Consider the following 19,389-nt stretch of genomic DNA (forward strand, 5'->3'; position numbering starts at 1 on the left):
ACCAAAGCGAGCACATTGCGTAATCAATACGTATCGCATTGTGGAATTCACATACGTCCACTTTGTGGGATTTTTCGCAGGGCGTCAGGGTTGGTCACAATGGACACCGAGGGTTGGTCTGATCTGGGCGGTCGATCACGATCAGTGTCCATTAAGTGACTAATCGACCACGATGATAGGGCACTTGACGCCCCAAACCTGGCGCGACACGCGCACCGCAAGCGGTTGCTTACCGAAATCTGTTCACCCGAAGTTCATCTCCGGCTCTTGCGGCACCCGCGACCTGTCCGGTGCGGCCATACGCTGCCATGACACACTTGCCGCGTGCTGCGCTGGATGACCGCTGGAGAATCACACGGACCCGCGCTGGTGGCGATCCTGGACGGCCTTCCGGCCGACGTGGGGATCACCAGCGCCGACATCGTCTCGGGCCTGGCCCGTCGCCGCCTGGGCTACGGCCGGGGCGCCCGGATGAAGTTCGAGGCCGACGAGGTGGAGTTCCTCGGCGGGGTGCGTCACGGCCGCACCCTCGGCTCCCCGGTGGCGATCCGGGTGGGCAACAGCGAATGGCCCAAGTGGGAGAAGGTCATGGCCGCCGACCCGGTCCCGGCCGAAGAACTCGACAACCTGGCCCGCAACGCCCCGTTGACCCGCCCCCGTCCCGGTCACGCCGACCTGGCCGGGATGCAGAAGTACGGCCACCGTGACGCCCGCCCGATCCTGGAACGCGCCTCGGCCCGCGAGACCGCCGCGCGCGTCGCGATCGGCACCGTCGCCCGCGCCTTCCTGAAGCAGGCCCTGGACATCGACATCGTGTCCCACGTGGTCGCCATGGGCTCGGTCGAGGTGAAGCCCGGCCTGGTGCCCACGCCCGGCGACGCCGAGGCCGTGGACGCCGACCCGTTGCGGTGCATGGATTCCGAAGCCTCGGCCGCCATGGTCGCCGAAGTGGACGCCGCCAAAGCCGACGCCGACACGCTGGGCGGCATCGTCGAGGTGCTCGCCTACGGTCTGCCGCCGGGGCTGGGCTCGCACGTGCAGTGGGACCGCAAGCTCGACGCGCGGCTGTCGATGGCGCTGATGTCGATCCAGGCGGTCAAGGGCGTCGAGATCGGTGACGCCTTCACCCAGGCCCGTTCGCGCGGTTCGGCCGCCCACGACGAGATGGTCCCCACCGACGCCGGGGTGACCCGGCTGACCGACCGGGCCGGTGGCCTGGAGGGCGGCATGACCACCGGGCAGCCGTTGCGGGTGCGGGCGGCGATGAAGCCGATCTCGTCGCTGACCCGGCCGCTGTCCACGATCGACGTGACCACCGGTGAACCGGCCGAGGCCATCAACCAGCGTTCCGACGTGGCGGCGGTTCCGGCCGCGGCGGTGGTCGCCGAGTCCATGGCCGCCTTCGTCATCGCCGAGGCGGCGCTGGAGAAGTTCGGCGGCGACTCGGTCGCCGAGATCCGCCGCAACCTGTCGTCCTACCTGGAGAACCTGCTGATCCGATGAGCCCGATACTGGTACTTGTCGGCCCGCCCGGCAGCGGTAAGACCACCGTCGGGGCCCTGTTGGCCGACCGGCTGGGCGTGTCCTTCCGCGACACCGACGCCGACATCGAGAAACTGGCGGGCAAGGCGATCCCGGAGATCTTCGTGGCCGACGGCGAGGAACACTTCCGCGCCCTGGAGACCCAGGCGATCGCGGCGGCGCTGGCCGAACACGACGGCGTCCTGGCGCTGGGTGGGGGAGCGGTGCTGGCCGAGACCAACCGGCGACTGCTGGCGGAGGCGCCGGTGGCGTTCCTGTCGGTGGAGTTGTCGGCGGCGGTCAACCGGGTCGGGATGGGCGCCGGACGTCCGCTGCTGGCCCTCAACCCGCGCGCCACCCTCAAGGCCCTGCTCGACCAGCGGCGTCCGCTGTACGACGAGGTCGCCGACATCACCGTCGCCACCGACGCGCTGACCCCCGACCAGGTCGCCGAGGAACTGGCGGCCTTCACCGGCGCGCCGGTGTCGATCCATGTCGGCGGCGACAGCCCCTACGAGGTCGTCATCGGACGCGAGGCGACCATCGCGCTGACCGAGCACCTCGACGGGGCGGCCCGGGTGGCGATCCTGCACGCGCCGCCGCTGCGCGAGCACGCGCGGCGGGTCGCGGCCTTCGTCGGCGAGACGCTGGAGTGTCTGCTCATCGAGGTGCCCGACGCCGAGTCCGCCAAGACCGTCGCGGTGGCCGAGGACTGCTGGAATCGCTTGGGACAGGCGGGTTTCACCCGCACCGACGTCGTGGTGGGCATCGGCGGCGGCGCCGTGACCGACCTGGCCGGTTTCGTGGCCGCCTGCTGGCTGCGCGGCGTGCGCGTGGTCCAGCTGCCCACCTCGATCCTGGGCATGGTGGACGCCGCCGTGGGCGGCAAGACCGGCGTCAACACGCCCTCGGGCAAGAACCTGGTCGGCGCGTTCCACCCGCCCGCCGCCGTCCTGTGTGACCTATCCACACTCGACACGCTGCCCGAGTCCGACCGCACCGCCGGGCTGGCCGAGATCGTCAAGTGCGGCTACATCGCCGATCCGCGCATCAACGAACTCATCACCGCCAACCCCAAGGCCGCCACCGATCCCGCCGGTCCGCTGCTGGCCAACCTGGTGCGCCGGGCGGTCGCGGTCAAGGCCGAGGTCGTGTCAGAGGACCTGAAGGAATCCGGCCGCCGCGCCATCCTCAACTACGGGCACACCTTCGCCCACGCGATCGAGAAGGTCGAGGACTACTCGTGGCGCCACGGCGACGCGGTGGCCGTGGGCATGGTCTACGCATCCGTCCTGGGCCGTCTCACCGGCCGCGTCGACCTGGTCGACCACACCCGCGACCTGCTGACCGCCGTCGGCCTGCCCACGAGCTATCGTGGCGCTCCGTTCGAGCAGCTGCTGGCCGCGATGCGCGTCGACAAGAAGGCCGTCGGCAACACCCTGCGCTTCATCCTGCTGGACGAGGTCGCGCGCCCGGCGCTGGTCGACGACGTGACCGAAGACCAACTGCGGCAAGCCTATGTGGAGGTGTCCTCGTGACCGTTCTGGTCCTCAACGGCCCCAACCTGAACCGGCTGGGAACCCGGGAGCCGCTGATCTACGGCAGCCAGACCTACGCCGACCTCGAACGGTTGTGCCGCGACACCGGCGACAAGCTCGGCCTGGCCGTCGACGTGCGCCAGACCAACGCCGAACACGAGATGCTGGAGTGGCTGCACACCGCCGCCGACGACGTCGACGACGTGGTTCTCAACGCGGCGGCCTGGACCCACACCTCGGTCGCGATCGGCGACGCCTGCGCCGCCCTGACCGGGCGGCTCATCGAGGTGCACATCTCCAACGTCCACAAACGGGAGACGTTTAGGCACCACTCCTACGTGTCGGCGCACGCCGACGGCATCATCGTCGGCTGCGGTTTCGACGGTTACCGGCTGGCGCTGGAGCACCTGGCGGCCGTGCCGCGCGAGAACTAGCCGCGCGGGAGCATCAGCAGTTGGCCGGAACCGGTCGCGCGACCGTCGGTTCGGGTGCGGCCAGCTCGTCCTCCAGGAACCGGGGCCGGGCGATCCGCCAGCCGGCGAAGGCGTGCACCGCCACCGCCGTCAACAGCAGCGCGAACGGCGCGGTCCAGCTGCCGGTGGCCTCCAGCAGGACGCCGATGAGCAGCGGGCCCAGTCCCGACAGCAGGTAGCCGCCGCTTTGCGCGAAGGCCGACAGCCCGGCGGTGCCGCCCGCGGTGCGGGTGCGCAGCGCGAACATGGTCAGCATCAGCGGGAAGGTGCCCATGCCGACCGCGACCAGGAGCAGTGAGATCCAGGTCCAGGCCGACACGCCGCCCAGCCACAGGCCGGGGAAGCCGAGCAGGTATCCGGCCAGCAGTACCGCCAGGACGGGGCGCTGGCTGTTGAGGCGTCCGGCGATCACCGGCACGACCATGGAGATGGGGACGCTGACGGCGTTGAAGATCGCCAGCATGAACCCGGCGGTGCTGGCGTCGTAGCCGTGGTCGCGCATCATCTCCGGCAGCCAGCCGAACATGCTGTAGGCGATGAGCGACTGCGAGCCGAAGGCCAGCAGCATCAGCCAGGCGATCCGGGAGCGGGTCAGGCCCGGCAGCGGCTGCTGGACCGGGCGCGGGGCCTCGGCGGTTGCCTTGGGGGAGCGCAGCAGCAGCCACGGCACCATCGCCAGTACCGCCGGGACCGCCCACAGGCCCAGGGCGGGCTGCCAGTGTCCGCCGAAGCCGTCGGCCAGCGGGACCGCGATCGCGGCGGCCACGGTGGTCCCCAGCGCCAGCGATGTCGTGTAGACGGTGGTCATGGCGCCGATGCGGTCGGGGAAGTACAGCTTGACCATGCCGGGGATGGCGACGTTGCCGACCGCGCCTCCGGCCAGGGCCGCGGCGCTGGCGACGAGGAAGACGGTGGTGCTGGGCACCATAGCGCGCACGATGAGTCCGGCGGCCATGACGGCCAGCGCGGCGATGAGGACCGACTGCGGGCCGAAGCGGCGCGACAGCAGCGGTGTCAGGCCGCCCAGGACGGCGAAGGCCAGTACCGGCAGCGTGGTGAGGACCCCGGCGACCGAGGCGGACATGCCCAGGTCGTGCTGGATGAGGTCGAGCAGCGGTCCGACGCTGGTGACGGCGGTGCGCAGGTTGAGGGCCGCCAGGATGACACCGGTGGCGATGAGCCAGGTCCGGGCGGAGGTGGAAGCGGACAACGCGTGAGCCTCGATACGATCTGGGGGAGTGGAAGTGCACCGGGATTCGGCGGCAGCCACAAGTAGCGACTGTAGCCCGCGGTCCTTACCTTCGGCGCCCCTGTGGTGTGGAATGTGGTCTAACTCAACCACCGGATCGAGGGATCGCGGGCGGGTCGGTACACTAGCCTGTCGCCTTCGTCCCGACGTTCAAGAAAGAGACAACGAGAAGCGCATGGCAACCACGAACGACCTGAAAAACGGCATGGTCCTCAGCCTCGACGGTGTACTGTGGACCGTCGTTAAGTTTCAGCACGTCAAGCCCGGTAAGGGTGGCGCGTTCGTGCGCACGACGCTGAAGAACGTCCTGTCGGGCAAGGTCGTGGACAAGACCTTCAACGCCGGAACCAAGGTGGAGACCGCCACGGTCGACAAGCGGACGATGCAGTACCTGTACGCCGCCGACGACGACTTCGTGTTCATGGACCTGGACACCTACGACCAGATCAACGTCCCCTCCTCCACCGTCGGCGACGCCAAGAACTACCTGCTGCCGGAGGCCGAGGTGACCCTGGGCATCCACGAGGGCACCCCGCTGTACATCGAGCTGCCCGCCTCGGTCGAGCTCGAGGTCACCCACACCGAGCCCGGCCTGCAGGGCGACCGCTCCTCCGGCGGCACCAAGCCCGCGACCGTGGAGACCGGCGCCAACGTCGCGGTGCCGCTGTTCATCTCCACGGGCGAGAAGATCAAGGTCGACACCCGTGACGGCAAGTACCTGAGCCGCGCGTAGCCGTGTCGGACAACGCTTTGGCGGGTTTCCCCGCCCGCCGCAAAGCCCGCAAGCGTGCCGTCGACGTCCTTTACGAGGCCGAGCAGCGTGACGAGCCGATCCGCCGGGTGCTGGAGGACCGTCGCAAGCTGGCGGTGACCGACCCGCAGATGCCCGGCATCCCGGAGTACACCTTCGAGTTGGTCGACGGTGTCGCGGAGTACCTGGACGAGGTCGACGACGTCATCGCGCGGTGCCTGCACTCGGGCTGGTACCTGGACCGCATCGCCGCCGTCGACCGCAACATCCTGCGGGTGGCCGCCTTCGAGCTGCGCTACCGCGAGGACGTGGACGCGGCGGTGGCCATCAGTGAGGCCGTCAAGATCGCCGAGGTGCTGTGCGGCGAGGACTCGCCCGCGTTCGTCAACGGCGTGCTGCAGAGTGTCTCGGAGCTGGAGAAGAAGTAGGACCCCTGATGCCCCACGTCAACGGATTCCACCACGTCAGCCTCAGCGTCTCCGACGTGGACGCCAGCCTGGAGTGGTACCAGCGGGTACTCGGCTTCGAGGTCCTGGCCCGACGCGGCTCCGACGGCCTGGACAAGGCCATCCTGGCCGACGCCGACCGCACCGTCGCGGTGGTGCTGGTGGGTCACGGACCGGCCGCGGTGCCCGGCGACTTCGACGAACGCCGCACTGGCATGGACCACCTCGGCTTCGCGGTGACCGACCGCGCGCAGCTGGAGGCGTGGGCGGCGCGGCTCGACGAGCTGGGCGTGGCCCGCAGCCAGATCAAGGCCGGTTCGACGGGGGAGCTGATCGCGTTTCGCGACCCGGACAACATCGCGCTGGAGTTCTACACCCGCTAACGAAAACAGACTCGTCGCCACCACGCCCGAGGGCGCCGGGGCGACGAGTCTCTTTCGTCCTGCTTCGCGGCAGGTTCGTGGGGGGAACCACCGCGAGTGTGGGGTCGAGTTACTCCGCGTCCTGCTCGGCGAAGAACTTGGCCGGGTCGGCGATCAGCACGCCCAGGTCGCTGAGCTTCTCGATCAGGTCCGAGGGAGTGGTGTCGTAGATGATGGCCAGCGCGGTCAGGTCGTCGGCGCGAATGGACAGGATGCGTCCATTGTAGTCGCCGCGACGCTGCTGAATGCCACGCGCGTAGCGTGCCACGTGGGCCAGGTCGGGAGAACTGTGGTCGTACAGGGCTGCCAGGTCGAGCGTCAGCTTGCTGCCGGGCTCGATGGGCAGTGGTGCACCGTCGGGAAGCAGCTCGGCGACGGGAACACGGTAGAACGTCGCCAGTTCCGACAGCCGCGCGACGGTGATCGCACGATCGCCGCGCTCGTAGGAGCCGATGACGACGGCCTTCCATTTCCCGCCGGACTTGTCCTCCACGCCCTGCAGGGACAGCCCCTGCTGGATGCGGATGTCGCGTAGGCGGTTGCCGAGGAATTTCGCGTACTCGGGTGTTGAAGCCATTCGATGCACTCCATGTGTGAAGGGGGGTGTTGGGTAACCGATTTCCAGCTACGCTGCGTGACTCTAGGCGATGCCAAAACCCGATGCAAGTGGGGGTCCTCTCAAATTTAACTATGAGTGATCGACATATCCGGCATTTTTGGGCAAATTGGGCGCATTTTCCTTACTCTGAGTTGATCTCGCGTCGGGGTGCTCGGCGCGGCGAGGTACGATGATCGACGGCCATTCTTTAACGGACCGTCCAGTGAGGCGGGAAAGGAGAGGTCGACGTGGCTCAGCGTGCCCGCGATCCCGGTAAACGACCCCTTTTGTCCAGTGCGGACATCGCACGCATCATCGATCGCATCGCCCACCAGATCCTCGAGAAGACCGGTGGCGACGACAACACGGTCCTGTTGGGAATCCCCACGCGCGGCGTTCCGCTGGCGCGCCGACTGGCCGAACGCATCAAGACCTTCGAGGGCCTCGACGTCCCGCACGGCAGCCTCGACGTCACCCTCTACCGCGACGACCTGCGGATGCGCGGTGCCCGGGCGCTCGGCCCCACCGACATCCCCGCCTCGGGCGTCGACGACAAACGCGTCATCCTCGTCGACGACGTCCTGTACTCCGGCCGCACCGTGCGTGCCGCCCTCAACGGCCTGTACGACCTGGGCCGTCCCGCCTGGGTGCAGCTGGCCGTCCTGGTCGACAGGGGACACCGGCGGCTGCCGATCCGCGCCGACTACGTCGGCAAGAACCTGCCCACCGCGATCGCCGACTCGGTGTCGGTGCTGGTATCCGAAATGGACGGCGAGGACGCCGTGTACGTCGACAGGGAGGAACAGTGATCGAGCATCTGTTGTCCGCCGCCGATCTCGATCTGGAGTCGGCGACACTCATCCTGGACACCGCGAAGGAGATGGACGCGGCCATGAGCGGCCGCGAGGTCCGCAAACTGCCCACCCTGCGCGGCCGCACCGTGGTCAACCTGTTCTTCGAGGACTCCACCCGCACCCGGGTCTCCTTCGAGGCCGCCGCCAAACGGCTGTCGGCCGACGTGGTGACGTTCTCGGCCAAGGGATCCAGCGTCTCCAAGGGCGAGAGCCTCAAGGACACCGCGCTGACCCTGCAGGCCATGGGCGCCGACGCCGTCGTGGTGCGGCACAGCGCCGCCGGGGCCGCCAACCGGCTGACCGGGTGGCTTGACGGCAGCGTCGTCAACGCCGGCGACGGCACCCACGAACACCCCACCCAGGCCCTGCTGGACGCCTACACGATCCGGCAGCGGCTGGGCCGCCTGGAAGGACTGCGGGTCGCCGTGGTCGGCGACATCCTGCACAGCCGGGTCGCCCGCTCCAACGTCGCGCTGCTCAACACCTTCGGCGCCAAGGTCACCCTGGTCGCGCCGCCCACCCTGGTGCCGGTCGGCGTCGGTTCGTGGCCGGTGGAGGTCGCCTACGACTTCGACGCGGTGCTGCCGCACACCGACGTGGTCATGATGCTGCGGGTGCAGGCCGAACGCATGAACGCGTCCTTCTTCCCCTCGGCGCGCGAATACTCGCGCCGCTACGGCCTGGACGGCGCGCGACTGGCGCGGCTGCCCGACGAGGCCATCGTGATGCACCCCGGCCCCATGAACCGGGGCATGGAGATAGCCGCCTCGGTGGCCGACTCACCCCGGTCGGTCATCGTCGACCAGGTCGCCAACGGCGTTCTGGTCCGGATGGCGGTGCTTTACCTACTACTGTCAGGACACAAGGGAGGAGCGGCATGAACCGGTGGCTGATCACGGGAGCGACGCTGCCGGACGGCACTCGCGCGGACATACTCATCGACGACGGGCGCGTCAGCCAGGTCGGGGCCGTCGGCTCCGCGACTGAGGCGACCATCGTGGACGCCGACGGGCTGGTGGCGCTGCCGGGCCTGGTCGACCTGCACACCCACCTGCGCGAACCCGGCCGCGAGGACGCCGAGACCGTCGCCTCCGGTTCCCGGGCCGCCGCCCGCGGCGGCTACACCGCGGTGTGCGCGATGGCCAACACCGACCCGGTGGCCGACACCGCCGGAGTCGTCGAACAGGTCCACAGCCTCGGCCGCACCGCCGGTTACGTCGAGGTGCAGCCCATCGGCGCCGTCACCGTCGGCCTTGCCGGACAGCGGCTGGCCGAACTGGGCGCCATGGCCACCTCGGCGGCCAAGGTGCGCATCTTCTCCGACGACGGCCACTGCGTGTCCGACCCCCGGCTGATGCGCCGGGCCCTGGAATACGTCAAGGCCTTCGACGGCGTCATCGCCCAGCACGCCCAGGACCCGCAGCTGACCATCGACGCCCAGATGCACGAGGGCGAGGTCTCGGCGCGACTGGGCCTGGCCGGATGGCCCGCGGTCGCCGAGGAGGCCGTCATCGCCCGCGACGCCCTGCTGGCCGGACACGTCGGCTCCCGGCTGCACGTGTGCCACGTGTCCACGGCCGGAAGCGTGGAGATCCTGCGCTGGGCCAAGTCCAAGGGCTGGCGGGTCACCGCCGAGGTCTGCCCGCACCACCTGCTGCTCACCGACGAACTGGCCGCCACCTACGACCCGGTGTACAAGGTCAACCCGCCGCTGCGCACCGAGGCCGACGTGCTGGCGCTGCGCGCGGGCCTGGCCGACGGGACCATCGACGTGGTCGCCACCGACCACGCGCCCCACACCGTGGAGGACAAGGAATGCGAGTGGGCCGCGGCCAAACCGGGCATGCTGGGACTTGAGACCGCACTGCCCATCGTCATCAAGACCATGCACGAGACCGGAAGCCTCGACTGGAACGCCGTCGCCGAACGGTGCAGCCGCACCCCGGCGCGCATCGCGGGCCTGGCCGACCACGGCAACGACCCGGCGCCGGGCGTGCCCGCCAACCTCACCCTCGTCGACCCGGCCGCGCGCTGGACCGTCGAACCCGGCGAGCTGACCGGCCCCAGCCGCAACACCCCCTACAAGGGACTCGAACTGCCCGGCCGCGTCATCGCGACCTTCTTCAACGGACGGCCCACCGTCCTCGACGGCAAACTCCAGGAGGCGACACCATGAGCCGACGGGCACCCGCGATCCTCGTCCTCGAAGACGGCCGCGTCTTCCACGGCGAAGCCTTCGGCGCGGTGGGGGAGACCTTCGGCGAAGCCGTCTTCGCCACCGGCATGACCGGCTACCAGGAAACCCTCACCGATCCGTCCTACCACCGGCAGGTGGTCACCATGACCGCCCCGCACATCGGCAACACCGGCGTCAACGAGACCGACGAGGAATCGCCACGCGTGTGGGTGGCCGGATTCGTCATCCGCTCGGCGGCCCGCGTCGCCTCCAACTGGCGCTCGCAACGCGGCCTGGAGGACGAACTGGCCACCCAGGGCGTGGTGGGCATCTGCGAGGTCGACACCCGCGCCCTGACCCGGCACCTGCGGGAACGCGGCGCCATGCGCTGCGGCATCTCCTCGCGCGACACCGACGTCGCGGCGCTGCTGGCCAAGGTGAAGGCCGCGCCGCGCATGGACGGTGCCAACCTCGTCGACGAGGTCACCTGCGCCCAGCCCTACGTGGTGCCCGCCAACGGCGACAAGAAGTTCACCGTCGCGGCGCTGGACTTCGGCATCAAACGCAACACGCCGCGCCGGATGGCCGAACGCGGCATCGAGACCCACGTCCTGCCCGCGTCGTCCACGGTGGACGACATCCTGGCGGTGAAACCCGACGCGGTGTTCCTGTCCAACGGCCCCGGCGACCCGGCCACCGCGTCCGGGCCCGTCGCCCTGGTGCGGGAACTGCTGTCGCGCAAGGTGCCGATCTTCGGCATCTGCTTCGGCAACCAGATCCTCGGCCGGGCGCTGGGCCTGCCGACCTTCAAACTCAAGTACGGGCACCGCGGCATCAACCAGCCGGTGGCCGACCTGGAAACCGGCAAGGTCGAGGTCACGGCCCACAACCACGGCTTCGCGGTCGGCTTGCCGGGCCGCGAACATGAGCACAGCGCGGTCGGCTTGCCGGGCCGCGAACATGAGCACAGCGCGGTCGGCTTGCCGGGCCGCGAACATGAGCACAGCGCGGTCGGCAAGCCCGAAGGCGTGGAGGACCGCGTCTTCGCCACCGACTTCGGCCCCGCCGAGGTCACGCACATCTGCCTCAACGACAACGTCGTCGAAGGGCTGCGCCTGTTGGAGACCCCCGCGTTCTCGGTCCAGTACCACCCCGAGGCCGCCGCGGGCCCCCATGACGCTGACTACCTGTTCGACCGGCTCGTGCGACTGATTGGGGAACCCGCCAGTGCCTAAACGCGACGACATCCACCACGTCCTGGTCATCGGCTCCGGGCCGATCGTCATCGGCCAGGCCTGCGAATTCGACTACTCCGGCACCCAGGCGTGCCGGGTGCTCAAGGAGGAGGGGCTGCGCGTCAGCCTCGTCAACTCCAACCCGGCCACCATCATGACCGATCCCGAGTTCGCCGACGCCACCTATGTGGAACCCATTACGCCGCAGTTCGTCGAGCAGGTCATCGCCGCCGAACGCCCCGACGCGGTGCTGGCCACCCTGGGCGGCCAGACCGCGCTCAACACCGCGATCGCGTTGCACGAGAACGGCGTCCTGGAACGTTACGGTGTCGAACTCATCGGCGCCGACGTCGGCGCGATCCAGCGCGGCGAGGACCGGCAGCTGTTCAAGGAGGTCGTGGCCCGCGCCGGGGGAGAGGTCCCCGCCTCGGCGGTGTGCCACACCATGGACGAGGTCCACAAGACCGTCGCCGAGGTCGGCCTGCCGGTGGTGGTGCGGCCCAGCTTCACCATGGGCGGCCTGGGTTCGGGCATGGCCTACACCCTCGACGACGTCAACCGGATGGCCTCGGCGGGACTGGCCGAGAGTCCCACCTCCGAGGTCCTCATCGAGGAAAGCGTCCTGGGGTGGAAGGAATACGAACTGGAGCTGATGCGCGACCGCAACGACAACGTGGTCGTGGTGTGCTCCATCGAGAACATCGACCCGATGGGCGTGCACACCGGCGACTCGGTGACCGTGGCGCCGTCGATGACGTTGACCGACGTGGAGTTCCAGCGGTTGCGTGACCTGGGCATCGCGGTGCTGCGCGAGGTCGGCGTCGACACCGGCGGCTGCAACATCCAGTTCGCCGTCAACCCCGCCAACGGGCGCATCGTCGTCATCGAGATGAACCCGCGGGTGTCGCGGTCGTCGGCGCTGGCCTCCAAGGCCACCGGTTTTCCGATCGCGAAGATCGCCGCCCGGCTGGCCATCGGCTACACACTCGACGAGATCCCCAACGACATCACCCGGGCCACGCCCGCCGCCTTCGAACCGGCACTGGACTACGTGGTCGTCAAGATCCCGAGGTTCGCGTTCGAGAAGTTCCCCGGCGCCGACGCCACGTTGACCACCACCATGAAGTCGGTGGGGGAGGCGATGGCCATCGGCCGCACCTTCTCCGAGGCCCTCAACAAGGCGATGCGCTCCACCGAGACCAAGATGGCGGGCCTGTGGACCCGTCCCGACCCGGAGAACGTCGGTCTGGAGGCCACGCTGGAGTCGCTGCGGTTCGGCCACGACGGCCGCCTGTACGCGGCCGAGCGGGCGTTGCGGCAGGGTTCGAGCGTCGCCAAGGTCTGCGAGGTCTCCGGCATCGACCCGTGGTTCGTCGACCAGCTGGCCGGTCTGACCGAGCTGCGCGCCGAACTGGTCGAGGCCCCGGCCCTGGACGCGTCGCTGCTGCGGCGCGCCAAACGCGCCGGGCTGTCGGACCAGCAGCTGGCCGCGCTGCGGCCGGAGTTCGCCGGTGAGAACGGCATCCGACGCCTGCGGCACCGGCTGGGTCTGCGTCCGGTGTACAAGACCGTCGACACCTGCGCGGGCGAGTTCGCCGCCGAGACCCCCTACCATTACTCGTCCTATGAGGACGAGACGGAGGTGCGGCCCAGCGACCGTCCCAAGGTGATGATCCTGGGCTCGGGCCCCAACCGCATCGGGCAGGGCATCGAGTTCGACTACTCGTGCGTGCACGCGGCCACCGCGCTGCGCGAGGCCGGTTTCGAGACCGTCATGGTCAACTGCAACCCCGAGACCGTCTCCACCGACTACGACACCGCCGACCGGCTGTACTTCGAGCCGTTGACGCTGGAGGACGTCCTGGAGATCCACCACGCCGAGCACTCCTCCGGCCTGGCCGCCGGTGGTCCCGGCGTCGTGGGTGTCGTGGTGCAGTTGGGCGGTCAGACGCCGCTGGGCCTGGCCGCCGACCTGACCGCGGCGGGCCTGCCGGTGGTGGGCACCCCGGCCGACTCGATCCACCTGGCCGAGGACCGGGGTGCGTTCGGCAAGATCCTGGCCAAGGCCGGGCTGCCCGCGCCCAAGCACGGCACCGCCTCCACCTACGCCGAGGCCAAGACCATCGCCGCCGACATCGGCTATCCCGTCCTGGTGCGGCCGTCCTATGTGCTTGGCGGCCGGGGCATGGAGATCGTGTACGACGACGCGAAACTGCAGTCGTACATCACCCGCGCCACCGACATCAGCCCCGCCCACCCGGTGCTGGTCGACCGGTTCCTCGACGACGCCATCGAGATCGACGTCGACGCCCTGTGCGACGGCACCGAGGTCTACCTGGGCGGCGTCATGGAACACATCGAGGAAGCCGGAGTCCACTCCGGAGACTCCTCGTGCGCGCTGCCGCCGATCACGCTCGGCTCCGGCACCCTGGCCGCGATCCGCTCCCACACCGAGGCACTGGCCGACGGCATCGGGGTGCGCGGCCTGCTCAACGTCCAGTACGCCCTCAAGGACGACGTCCTGTACGTGCTGGAGGCCAACCCGCGCGCCAGCCGCACGGTGCCGTTCGTGTCCAAGGCGACCGGGATACCGCTGGCCAAGGCCGCCACCCGCATCATGATGGGCGCGTCCATCGCCGCGCTGCGCGCCGAGGGCCTGTTGCCGGCGGAAGGCGACGGCGGCAACACGCCACCCGAGGCACCGATTGCCGTGAAGGAGGCGGTGCTGCCGTTCAAACGGTTCCGCACCACCGAGGGCCACGGCATCGACGCCCTGCTGGGCCCGGAGATGAAGTCCACCGGCGAGGTCATGGGCATCGACACCGGTTTCGGCCACGCCTTCGCCAAGGCCCAGGCCGCCACCTACGGCAAGGTGCCCACCTCCGGCAAGGTGTTCGTGTCGGTGGCCGACCGCGACAAACGCGCCGTGGTGTTCCCGGTGAAACGCCTGGTCGACCTGGGTTTCACCGTCTACGCCACCCGCGGCACCGGTGACGTGCTGCGCCGCCACGGCATCGAGTTCACTCCGGTGCGGCGCCACACCGACCCCGATCCGGACCTGTCGCTTCGCGACACCGTCGAACTGATCGGCTCCGGGGAACTGGCGCTGGTCATCAACACCCCGGCCGGGTCCACCGGGGTGCGCACCGACGGCTACGAGATCCGCAGTGCCGCCGTCGTGGTCGACACGCCCTGCATCACGACGATTCAGGGGGCGGCAGCGGCGGTCATGGGGATAGAGGCCATCATGCGTGGGGATCTAACCGTGCGGCCCCTGCAGGAGCTGCACGCGGCGCTCAACAAGGAATAGGGATGCTGTACAAACACCTGGTCCGCCCGATCCTGTACCGGATGGGACGTGGCGACCCCGAGGTCGCCCACGAGAAGACCCTCGGGATGCTGACGGGCGCCAAGCCGTGGATGCTGTCCGCGCTGGAGAAGGTCAACAAGGTGTCCGACCCGCGCCGGGTCTTCGGCATCGACTTCCCCAACGCGGTGGGCCTGGCCGCGGGCATGGACAAGAACGGCGTCGCGGTGGCGGCCTGGCCCGCGCTGGGTTTCGGTTTCGTGGAGCTGGGCACCGTCACCTGGTACGGCCAGCCGGGCAACCCCCGGCCCCGGCTGTACCGGCTGCCCGACTCGCAGGCCCTCATCAACCGGATGGGCTTCAACAACGAGGGCGCCCAGGCCCTGGCCGCCCGGCTGGGACAGCCACCCCGGCCGGCGGTGCCGGTGGGCATCAGCCTCGGCAAGTCGGCCACCACGTCGCTGGAGCACGCGGTCGACGACTACGTCGCGTCCTTCCACGCCCTGTACCGCTACGGCGACTATTTCGCCGTCAACGTCTCCTCGCCCAATACCCCGGGCCTGCGCACCCTTCAGGACGCGGAGCAGCTGTCGCGCATCCTCAGGGCCCTTTACGAGGAGGGTGCGCGGTTGTCGGGCGGTGCCCGTCCCAAGCCGATCCTGGTGAAGCTGGCCCCCGACCTGACGGAACCGGCGATCTTCCAGGCGCTGGAGGTGTGCATGACCCACGGCGTCTCGGGTGTCATCGCCGCCAACACCACCCTGGGCCGCGACAAGGTCGCCAAGACCGACACCGACCGGGCCGCGCAGCCAGGTGGCCTGTCGGGCGCGCCCCTGCGCGACATCACCCGCTCCATCGTGTCGTTCATTCACCGGGAAACCGCCGGACGACTGCCGATCATCGGCGTCGGCGGCATCACCTCGGCCGATGACGCGGTGCGGTTGGTCGACGCCGGTGCCAGTCTTGTGCAGCTGTACACGGGTCTGGTCTACTCGGGCCCGGCTCTGGTACGCAAATCCGCGCGCGCGATCCGCAAGGCCCCGCCCGCGCGTCCCCCCATCCGACCTCAAGGAGGAGCCCGACGTGGGTGACCTGACCTTCGGTGCCCGAACCGCCAAGGCGCTGACCAAACGCGGCCCGCTGTGCGTGGGCATCGATCCGCACTCGCAACTGTTGCGCACCTGGGGCCTGGACGACGACGTCAAGGGCGCGGAGCGGTTCTGCATGACGATCGTGGACGCGCTGGCCGGGGAGGTGGCGTTCATCAAGCCGCAGTCGGCCTTCTTCGAGCGCTTCGGCTCCGCCGGAATCGGCCTTCTTGAACGAGTTATATCGGAATCGAGGCATGCCGGAGCCCAGATCCTCCTCGACGTCAAACGCGGCGACATCGGCAGCACCATGCAGGCCTACGCCCAGGCGTACCTGGACCCGGCCTCGCCGCTGGCCGTCGACGCCGTGACCGCCAGTCCCTATCTGGGGGTGGGTTCGCTACAGCCGATGTTCGACCTGGCCTCGGCGCACCGGCGCGGCGTGTTCGTCTTGGCGCTGACGTCCAACGCCGAGGGCGGGCAAGTACAGAAGGCGGTGCGCAAGGACGGCCGCACCGTGGCGCAGTCGGTCATCGACGAGGTCGCCGCGGCCAACGCCGACGCCGAACCCATGGGTTCGCTGGGCGTGGTCGTGGGCGCAACTATTTCGGCCTGCCGCGGCGACGACGCGGCCCGCAGTCGCCAGATGACACACGGCATCACCCACACCGCCCGCTCCGGCGAGTCCGCGCACGACCTGGACGCCCTCAACGGCCCGATCCTGGTGCCGGGCATGGGAACCCAGGGCGGCAAGCCCGCCGACCTGCGTCGGGTGCTGGGCAGGGCCGCTACCTGGGCAATCCCCTCGTACTCCCGCGACATCGCCCGTCACGGACCGTCGGCCGGCGGGCTGCGGCAGGCGGCGAAACAGGCCATGGAGGCGTGCGCCGAGGCCGTTGGCCGCTAGGTGTCGGGGTCAGGGGCCGGGTACCGCGACGGCGCATTAGGAGTACCCCGCGTGGTGGCGCGATTGGACGTGTGGTTACGTTTCCCGCGCTGGGTTAAAAAACCCAGCGTGCGAGAGGGGCCGGGTTCCTCGGGCCCTCTGCAAAGTCCTTAATAGACCAAGCCACACCCTAGGAGACCCCGTGCCGCTCCCGTCTCTTACGCCAGAGCAGCGCGCTGCCGCCCTCGAGAAGGCCGCCGCAGCACGTAAGGCCCGCGCTGAGCTGAAAGAGAAGCTCAAGACCGGTGAGTTGTCGCTTGCCGACGTCCTCGCCGCGGCGTCCAAGGACGACATCGCCGGAAAAATGAAGGTGTCGGCCGTGCTGAAGGCCCTTCCGGGTATCGGCGACAAGCGCACCGTTCAGATCATGGAGAAGCTGAAGATCGCCGACAGCCGCCGCCTGCGGGGGCTTGGCGAACATCAGCGTCAGGCTCTTCTGGCCGAGTTCTCCGGCGACGACGACTAGCCGTCCGGTAGAAAAAACACGTGAGCTTTGACGACCACCGCCCCGTGGCGGCGCGCTTGACGGTTCTTTCGGGTCCGTCCGGCGTCGGCAAAGGCAGCGTGAAGGCGCTCATCCGAGAGCGATACCCCTGGGTATGGTTCTCGGTGAGCGCCACCACGCGCGCGCCGCGGCCAGACGAGATTCCCGGGTTTCACTACCACTACTACGATCGCGCGCATTTCGAGAAGCTTGCCGCTGACGGCATGTTCCTGGAGTGGGCGCAGTACGCCAACAACCTGTACGGCACGCCCCGCGGGCCGATCGAGGAGCGTCTGGACGCCGGTCTTCCGGCGGTCACGGAGGCCGATCTGCAGGGAGCGCGTCAGATTCGGCAGGCCATGCCGCAGGCACGGCTGGTGTTTCTGGCGCCACCGTCGTGGGACGAGTTGGTGCGGCGGCTGACCGGCCGTGGCACCGAGGACGCCGAGACGATCAAGCGACGGCTGGCCCTGGCCGAGGCGGAGTTGTCGGCGGAGTCGGAGTTCGACTACACGATCACCAATTACTCCGTCGAACAGGCCACCGAGGAGCTGGTAGGCTTGCTCGGTTCACCGACGCAGCCGACCGAGGCGTGTCCGGTGGGCAAGACCTTAGCTGCCACACATTTCTAGAACCACCCACACGGACAACAACGGAGAGCTGAACTCGCGTGTCTGGAACCGTCGCTGACCCGACCGGAATCACCAAACCTCCGATCGACGACCTGCTCGAGAAGACTCACTCCAAGTACCAGCTGGTCATCTACGGCGCCAAGCGTGCCCGTCAGATCAACGCCTACTACAGCCAGCTCGGTGAGGGCCTGCTGGAGTACGTGGGACCGCTGGTGGAGACCACGCCGCAGGAGAAGTCGCTGTCGATCGCGCTGCGCGAGATCGACCAGGACCTGCTGATCACCGAGGCGCTTCCGGACGTCGAGGACACCCCCAAGGGCCCCTCGGGTGTCCCGGCGGTCGAGACCGACATCATCTGAGAGCGATGACCCGTGTGTGCTGACGCCCCGGTTCGCCCCGAGGTGATCCTCGGCGTCAGCGGCGGTATCGCCGCCTACAAGGCCTGCGAGCTGCTGCGTCTTTTCACCGAGTCCGGTCACGCCGTGACCGTCATTCCCACCGAGGCCGCGTTGCGGTTCGTGGGTGAACCCACCTGGGCCGCCCTGTCGGGGCGGCCGGTGGCCACCGGTGTCTTCGACGACGCCCATGATGTCCCGCACGTCCAGCTGGGTCGTAAGGCCGAGCTGGTGGTGGTGGCTCCGGCGACCGCCGATGTGATGGCGCGGGCGGTTTCTGGCCGTGCCGATGATCTGTTGACCGCGACATTGCTGACGGCGCGGTGTCCGGTGTTGTTCGCCCCGGCGATGCACACCGAGATGTGGGAGCATCCGGCCACGGTGGACAATGTGGCGACGTTGCGGCGTCGTGGCGCCATCGTCGCCGAACCGGCTTCGGGTCGTCTGACCGGTGCCGACACCGGCAAGGGCCGGCTGCCGGATCCGGCGGAGATCTTCGCGTTCGCGCGGCATCTGCTGGCGGGGGCGAGCGTGGGGGAGAACCTGCGCGGTCGCCACATCCTGGTCACGGCGGGCGGTACCCGCGAGGCCATCGACCCGGTGCGTTATCTGGCGAATCGTTCCAGCGGCAAGCAGGGTTTCGCACTGGCGCGGGCCGCGGCGGCCCGGGGTGCGAAGGTCACGATCGTGGCCGCGAACGTGTCGCTTCCGGTGCCGTTGGGGGCCGAGGTGATCACGGTGGAGTCGGCGGCGCAGTTGCGCTCGGCCACGGTGGAGGCCGCGGCGGGTGCCGACGCGGTGATCATGGCCGCGGCTCCGGCCGATTTCCGGCCCGCGTCCTATTCGGACGCGAAGATCAAGAAGGACGCCGAGACCACGACCTGGAGTCTGGACCTGGAGACCACGGTGGACATCGCCGCCGAGTTGGGTCGGGCGAAGCGGCCGGGGCAGGTGCTGGTGACCTTCGCGGCCGAGACGCACGACGCGGTGGCGCACGCGAAGGCGAAACTGGCCGCCAAGAACGCCGATCTGATGGTCCTCAACGACGTGTCCGGTGGCAAGGCCTTCGGTCGCGACGACAACGCGGTGACGTTGTTGTGGCCGGACGGGACCTCGCGTGAGGTGGCGTTGTCCAGCAAGGACGCGATCGCCGGTGCGGTCGTGGACGCCGTGGCCGCGGAGCTTCGTCCACTGTAGTTTTTCTCCGGTTTGTCAAGGGGCATCCGGATTCTTTCAGTCCGACTGCGATTAGCAGTATTTACCTTTTCGGATTG

At 69.1% G+C, this 19,389-nt stretch carries 19 protein-coding genes; 17 read left to right on the forward strand and 2 right to left on the reverse strand.

Annotation, left to right across the window (positions count from 1 at the left end; translation table 11 throughout):
• Positions 1-324 precede the first annotated feature (324 nt).
• The 3 genes from aroC to aroQ are packed head-to-tail and all read left to right on the forward strand — an operon-like array spanning position 325 to position 3,493.
• The gene (aroC, locus tag SNAS_RS15490) at positions 325-1,503 is read left to right on the forward strand and encodes a chorismate synthase (RefSeq protein WP_041624931.1); all 1,179 of its coding nucleotides are present in this window, start codon (positions 325-327) and stop codon (positions 1,501-1,503) included.
• Positions 1,500-3,059, forward strand: coding sequence for a 3-dehydroquinate synthase (aroB, locus tag SNAS_RS15495; RefSeq protein WP_013018384.1), 1,560 nt, complete (start codon positions 1,500-1,502; stop codon positions 3,057-3,059). The genes aroC and aroB overlap by 4 nt, the downstream gene beginning before the upstream one ends.
• Complete coding sequence (aroQ, locus tag SNAS_RS15500; RefSeq protein WP_013018385.1) at positions 3,056-3,493, forward strand: type II 3-dehydroquinate dehydratase; 438 nt, start codon at positions 3,056-3,058, stop codon at positions 3,491-3,493. The genes aroB and aroQ overlap by 4 nt, the downstream gene beginning before the upstream one ends.
• A 13-nt stretch (positions 3,494-3,506) precedes the next feature.
• Here the strand turns inward: aroQ and SNAS_RS15505 are convergent, their stop codons facing one another.
• Positions 3,507-4,742: a CynX/NimT family MFS transporter gene (locus SNAS_RS15505; RefSeq protein WP_013018386.1), complete on the reverse strand. Its 1,236-nt coding sequence runs from the start codon at positions 4,740-4,742 to the stop codon at positions 3,507-3,509.
• Positions 4,743-4,956: 214 nt separating this feature from the next.
• Here SNAS_RS15505 and efp point away from each other — a divergent pair, with 214 nt between their 5' ends.
• From efp to SNAS_RS15520, 3 genes are read left to right on the forward strand one after another with little or no spacing between them, the layout of a single operon-like run.
• Positions 4,957-5,514, forward strand: a complete 558-nt coding sequence (gene efp, locus SNAS_RS15510) for an elongation factor P (protein WP_013018387.1) — start codon at positions 4,957-4,959, stop codon at positions 5,512-5,514.
• A gap of 2 nt (positions 5,515-5,516) precedes the next feature.
• Positions 5,517-5,960, forward strand: a complete 444-nt coding sequence (nusB, locus tag SNAS_RS15515; RefSeq protein ID WP_013018388.1) for a transcription antitermination factor NusB — start codon at positions 5,517-5,519, stop codon at positions 5,958-5,960.
• Positions 5,961-5,968: 8 nt separating this feature from the next.
• Positions 5,969-6,361 (forward strand): VOC family protein, encoded by a 393-nt coding sequence (locus SNAS_RS15520; RefSeq protein ID WP_013018389.1) that lies wholly within the window; start codon positions 5,969-5,971, stop codon positions 6,359-6,361.
• A gap of 109 nt (positions 6,362-6,470) precedes the next feature.
• Here the strand turns inward: SNAS_RS15520 and SNAS_RS15525 are convergent, their stop codons facing one another.
• Positions 6,471-6,977 carry a transcriptional regulator gene (locus SNAS_RS15525; RefSeq protein ID WP_013018390.1) on the reverse strand — a complete coding sequence of 169 codons (507 nt, stop codon included), beginning with the start codon at positions 6,975-6,977 and terminating at the stop codon, positions 6,471-6,473.
• Between the two features lie 269 nt (positions 6,978-7,246).
• Between SNAS_RS15525 and pyrR the strand changes: the two genes are divergently transcribed.
• The 11 genes from pyrR to coaBC all read left to right on the forward strand — a co-directional run bounded on the left by pyrR (position 7,247) and on the right by coaBC (position 19,312).
• Positions 7,247-7,807 (forward strand): bifunctional pyr operon transcriptional regulator/uracil phosphoribosyltransferase PyrR, encoded by a 561-nt coding sequence (gene pyrR / locus SNAS_RS15530; RefSeq protein WP_013018391.1) that lies wholly within the window; start codon positions 7,247-7,249, stop codon positions 7,805-7,807.
• A complete protein-coding gene (locus tag SNAS_RS15535) occupies positions 7,807-8,733 on the forward strand; it encodes an aspartate carbamoyltransferase catalytic subunit (RefSeq protein ID WP_041626231.1) in 927 nt (308 codons plus the stop codon). The genes pyrR and SNAS_RS15535 overlap by 1 nt, the downstream gene beginning before the upstream one ends.
• Entirely contained in the window at positions 8,730-10,028 is a 1,299-nt protein-coding gene (locus SNAS_RS15540) for a dihydroorotase (RefSeq protein WP_013018393.1), read from the forward strand. Before SNAS_RS15535 ends, SNAS_RS15540 begins: the two co-directional genes overlap by 4 nt.
• Positions 10,025-11,263 (forward strand): glutamine-hydrolyzing carbamoyl-phosphate synthase small subunit, encoded by a 1,239-nt coding sequence (gene carA, locus SNAS_RS15545; RefSeq protein ID WP_013018394.1) that lies wholly within the window; start codon positions 10,025-10,027, stop codon positions 11,261-11,263. The genes SNAS_RS15540 and carA overlap by 4 nt, the downstream gene beginning before the upstream one ends.
• The gene (gene carB / locus SNAS_RS15550) at positions 11,256-14,573 is read left to right on the forward strand and encodes a carbamoyl-phosphate synthase large subunit (protein WP_013018395.1); all 3,318 of its coding nucleotides are present in this window, start codon (positions 11,256-11,258) and stop codon (positions 14,571-14,573) included. Before carA ends, carB begins: the two co-directional genes overlap by 8 nt.
• Positions 14,574-14,575: 2 nt before the next feature.
• Positions 14,576-15,661 (forward strand): quinone-dependent dihydroorotate dehydrogenase, encoded by a 1,086-nt coding sequence (locus tag SNAS_RS15555; RefSeq protein ID WP_013018396.1) that lies wholly within the window; start codon positions 14,576-14,578, stop codon positions 15,659-15,661.
• Positions 15,654-16,565 (forward strand): orotidine-5'-phosphate decarboxylase, encoded by a 912-nt coding sequence (gene pyrF / locus SNAS_RS15560; protein ID WP_013018397.1) that lies wholly within the window; start codon positions 15,654-15,656, stop codon positions 16,563-16,565. Before SNAS_RS15555 ends, pyrF begins: the two co-directional genes overlap by 8 nt.
• A 181-nt stretch (positions 16,566-16,746) precedes the next feature.
• Positions 16,747-17,070 carry an integration host factor, actinobacterial type gene (mihF, locus tag SNAS_RS15565; protein ID WP_013018398.1) on the forward strand — a complete coding sequence of 108 codons (324 nt, stop codon included), beginning with the start codon at positions 16,747-16,749 and terminating at the stop codon, positions 17,068-17,070.
• Positions 17,071-17,090: 20 nt separating this feature from the next.
• The gene (gene gmk, locus SNAS_RS15570) at positions 17,091-17,720 is read left to right on the forward strand and encodes a guanylate kinase (protein WP_013018399.1); all 630 of its coding nucleotides are present in this window, start codon (positions 17,091-17,093) and stop codon (positions 17,718-17,720) included.
• A gap of 38 nt (positions 17,721-17,758) precedes the next feature.
• Entirely contained in the window at positions 17,759-18,079 is a 321-nt protein-coding gene (gene rpoZ / locus SNAS_RS15575; RefSeq protein ID WP_013018400.1) for a DNA-directed RNA polymerase subunit omega, read from the forward strand.
• A gap of 12 nt (positions 18,080-18,091) precedes the next feature.
• On the forward strand, positions 18,092-19,312 hold the full coding sequence (gene coaBC, locus SNAS_RS15580; protein ID WP_013018401.1) for a bifunctional phosphopantothenoylcysteine decarboxylase/phosphopantothenate--cysteine ligase CoaBC: 1,221 nt from the start codon (positions 18,092-18,094) through the stop codon (positions 19,310-19,312).
• Positions 19,313-19,389: the final 77 nt, after the last annotated feature.

This window comes from Stackebrandtia nassauensis DSM 44728 (assembly GCF_000024545.1).
GTDB classification, from domain to species: domain Bacteria; phylum Actinomycetota; class Actinomycetes; order Mycobacteriales; family Micromonosporaceae; genus Stackebrandtia; species Stackebrandtia nassauensis.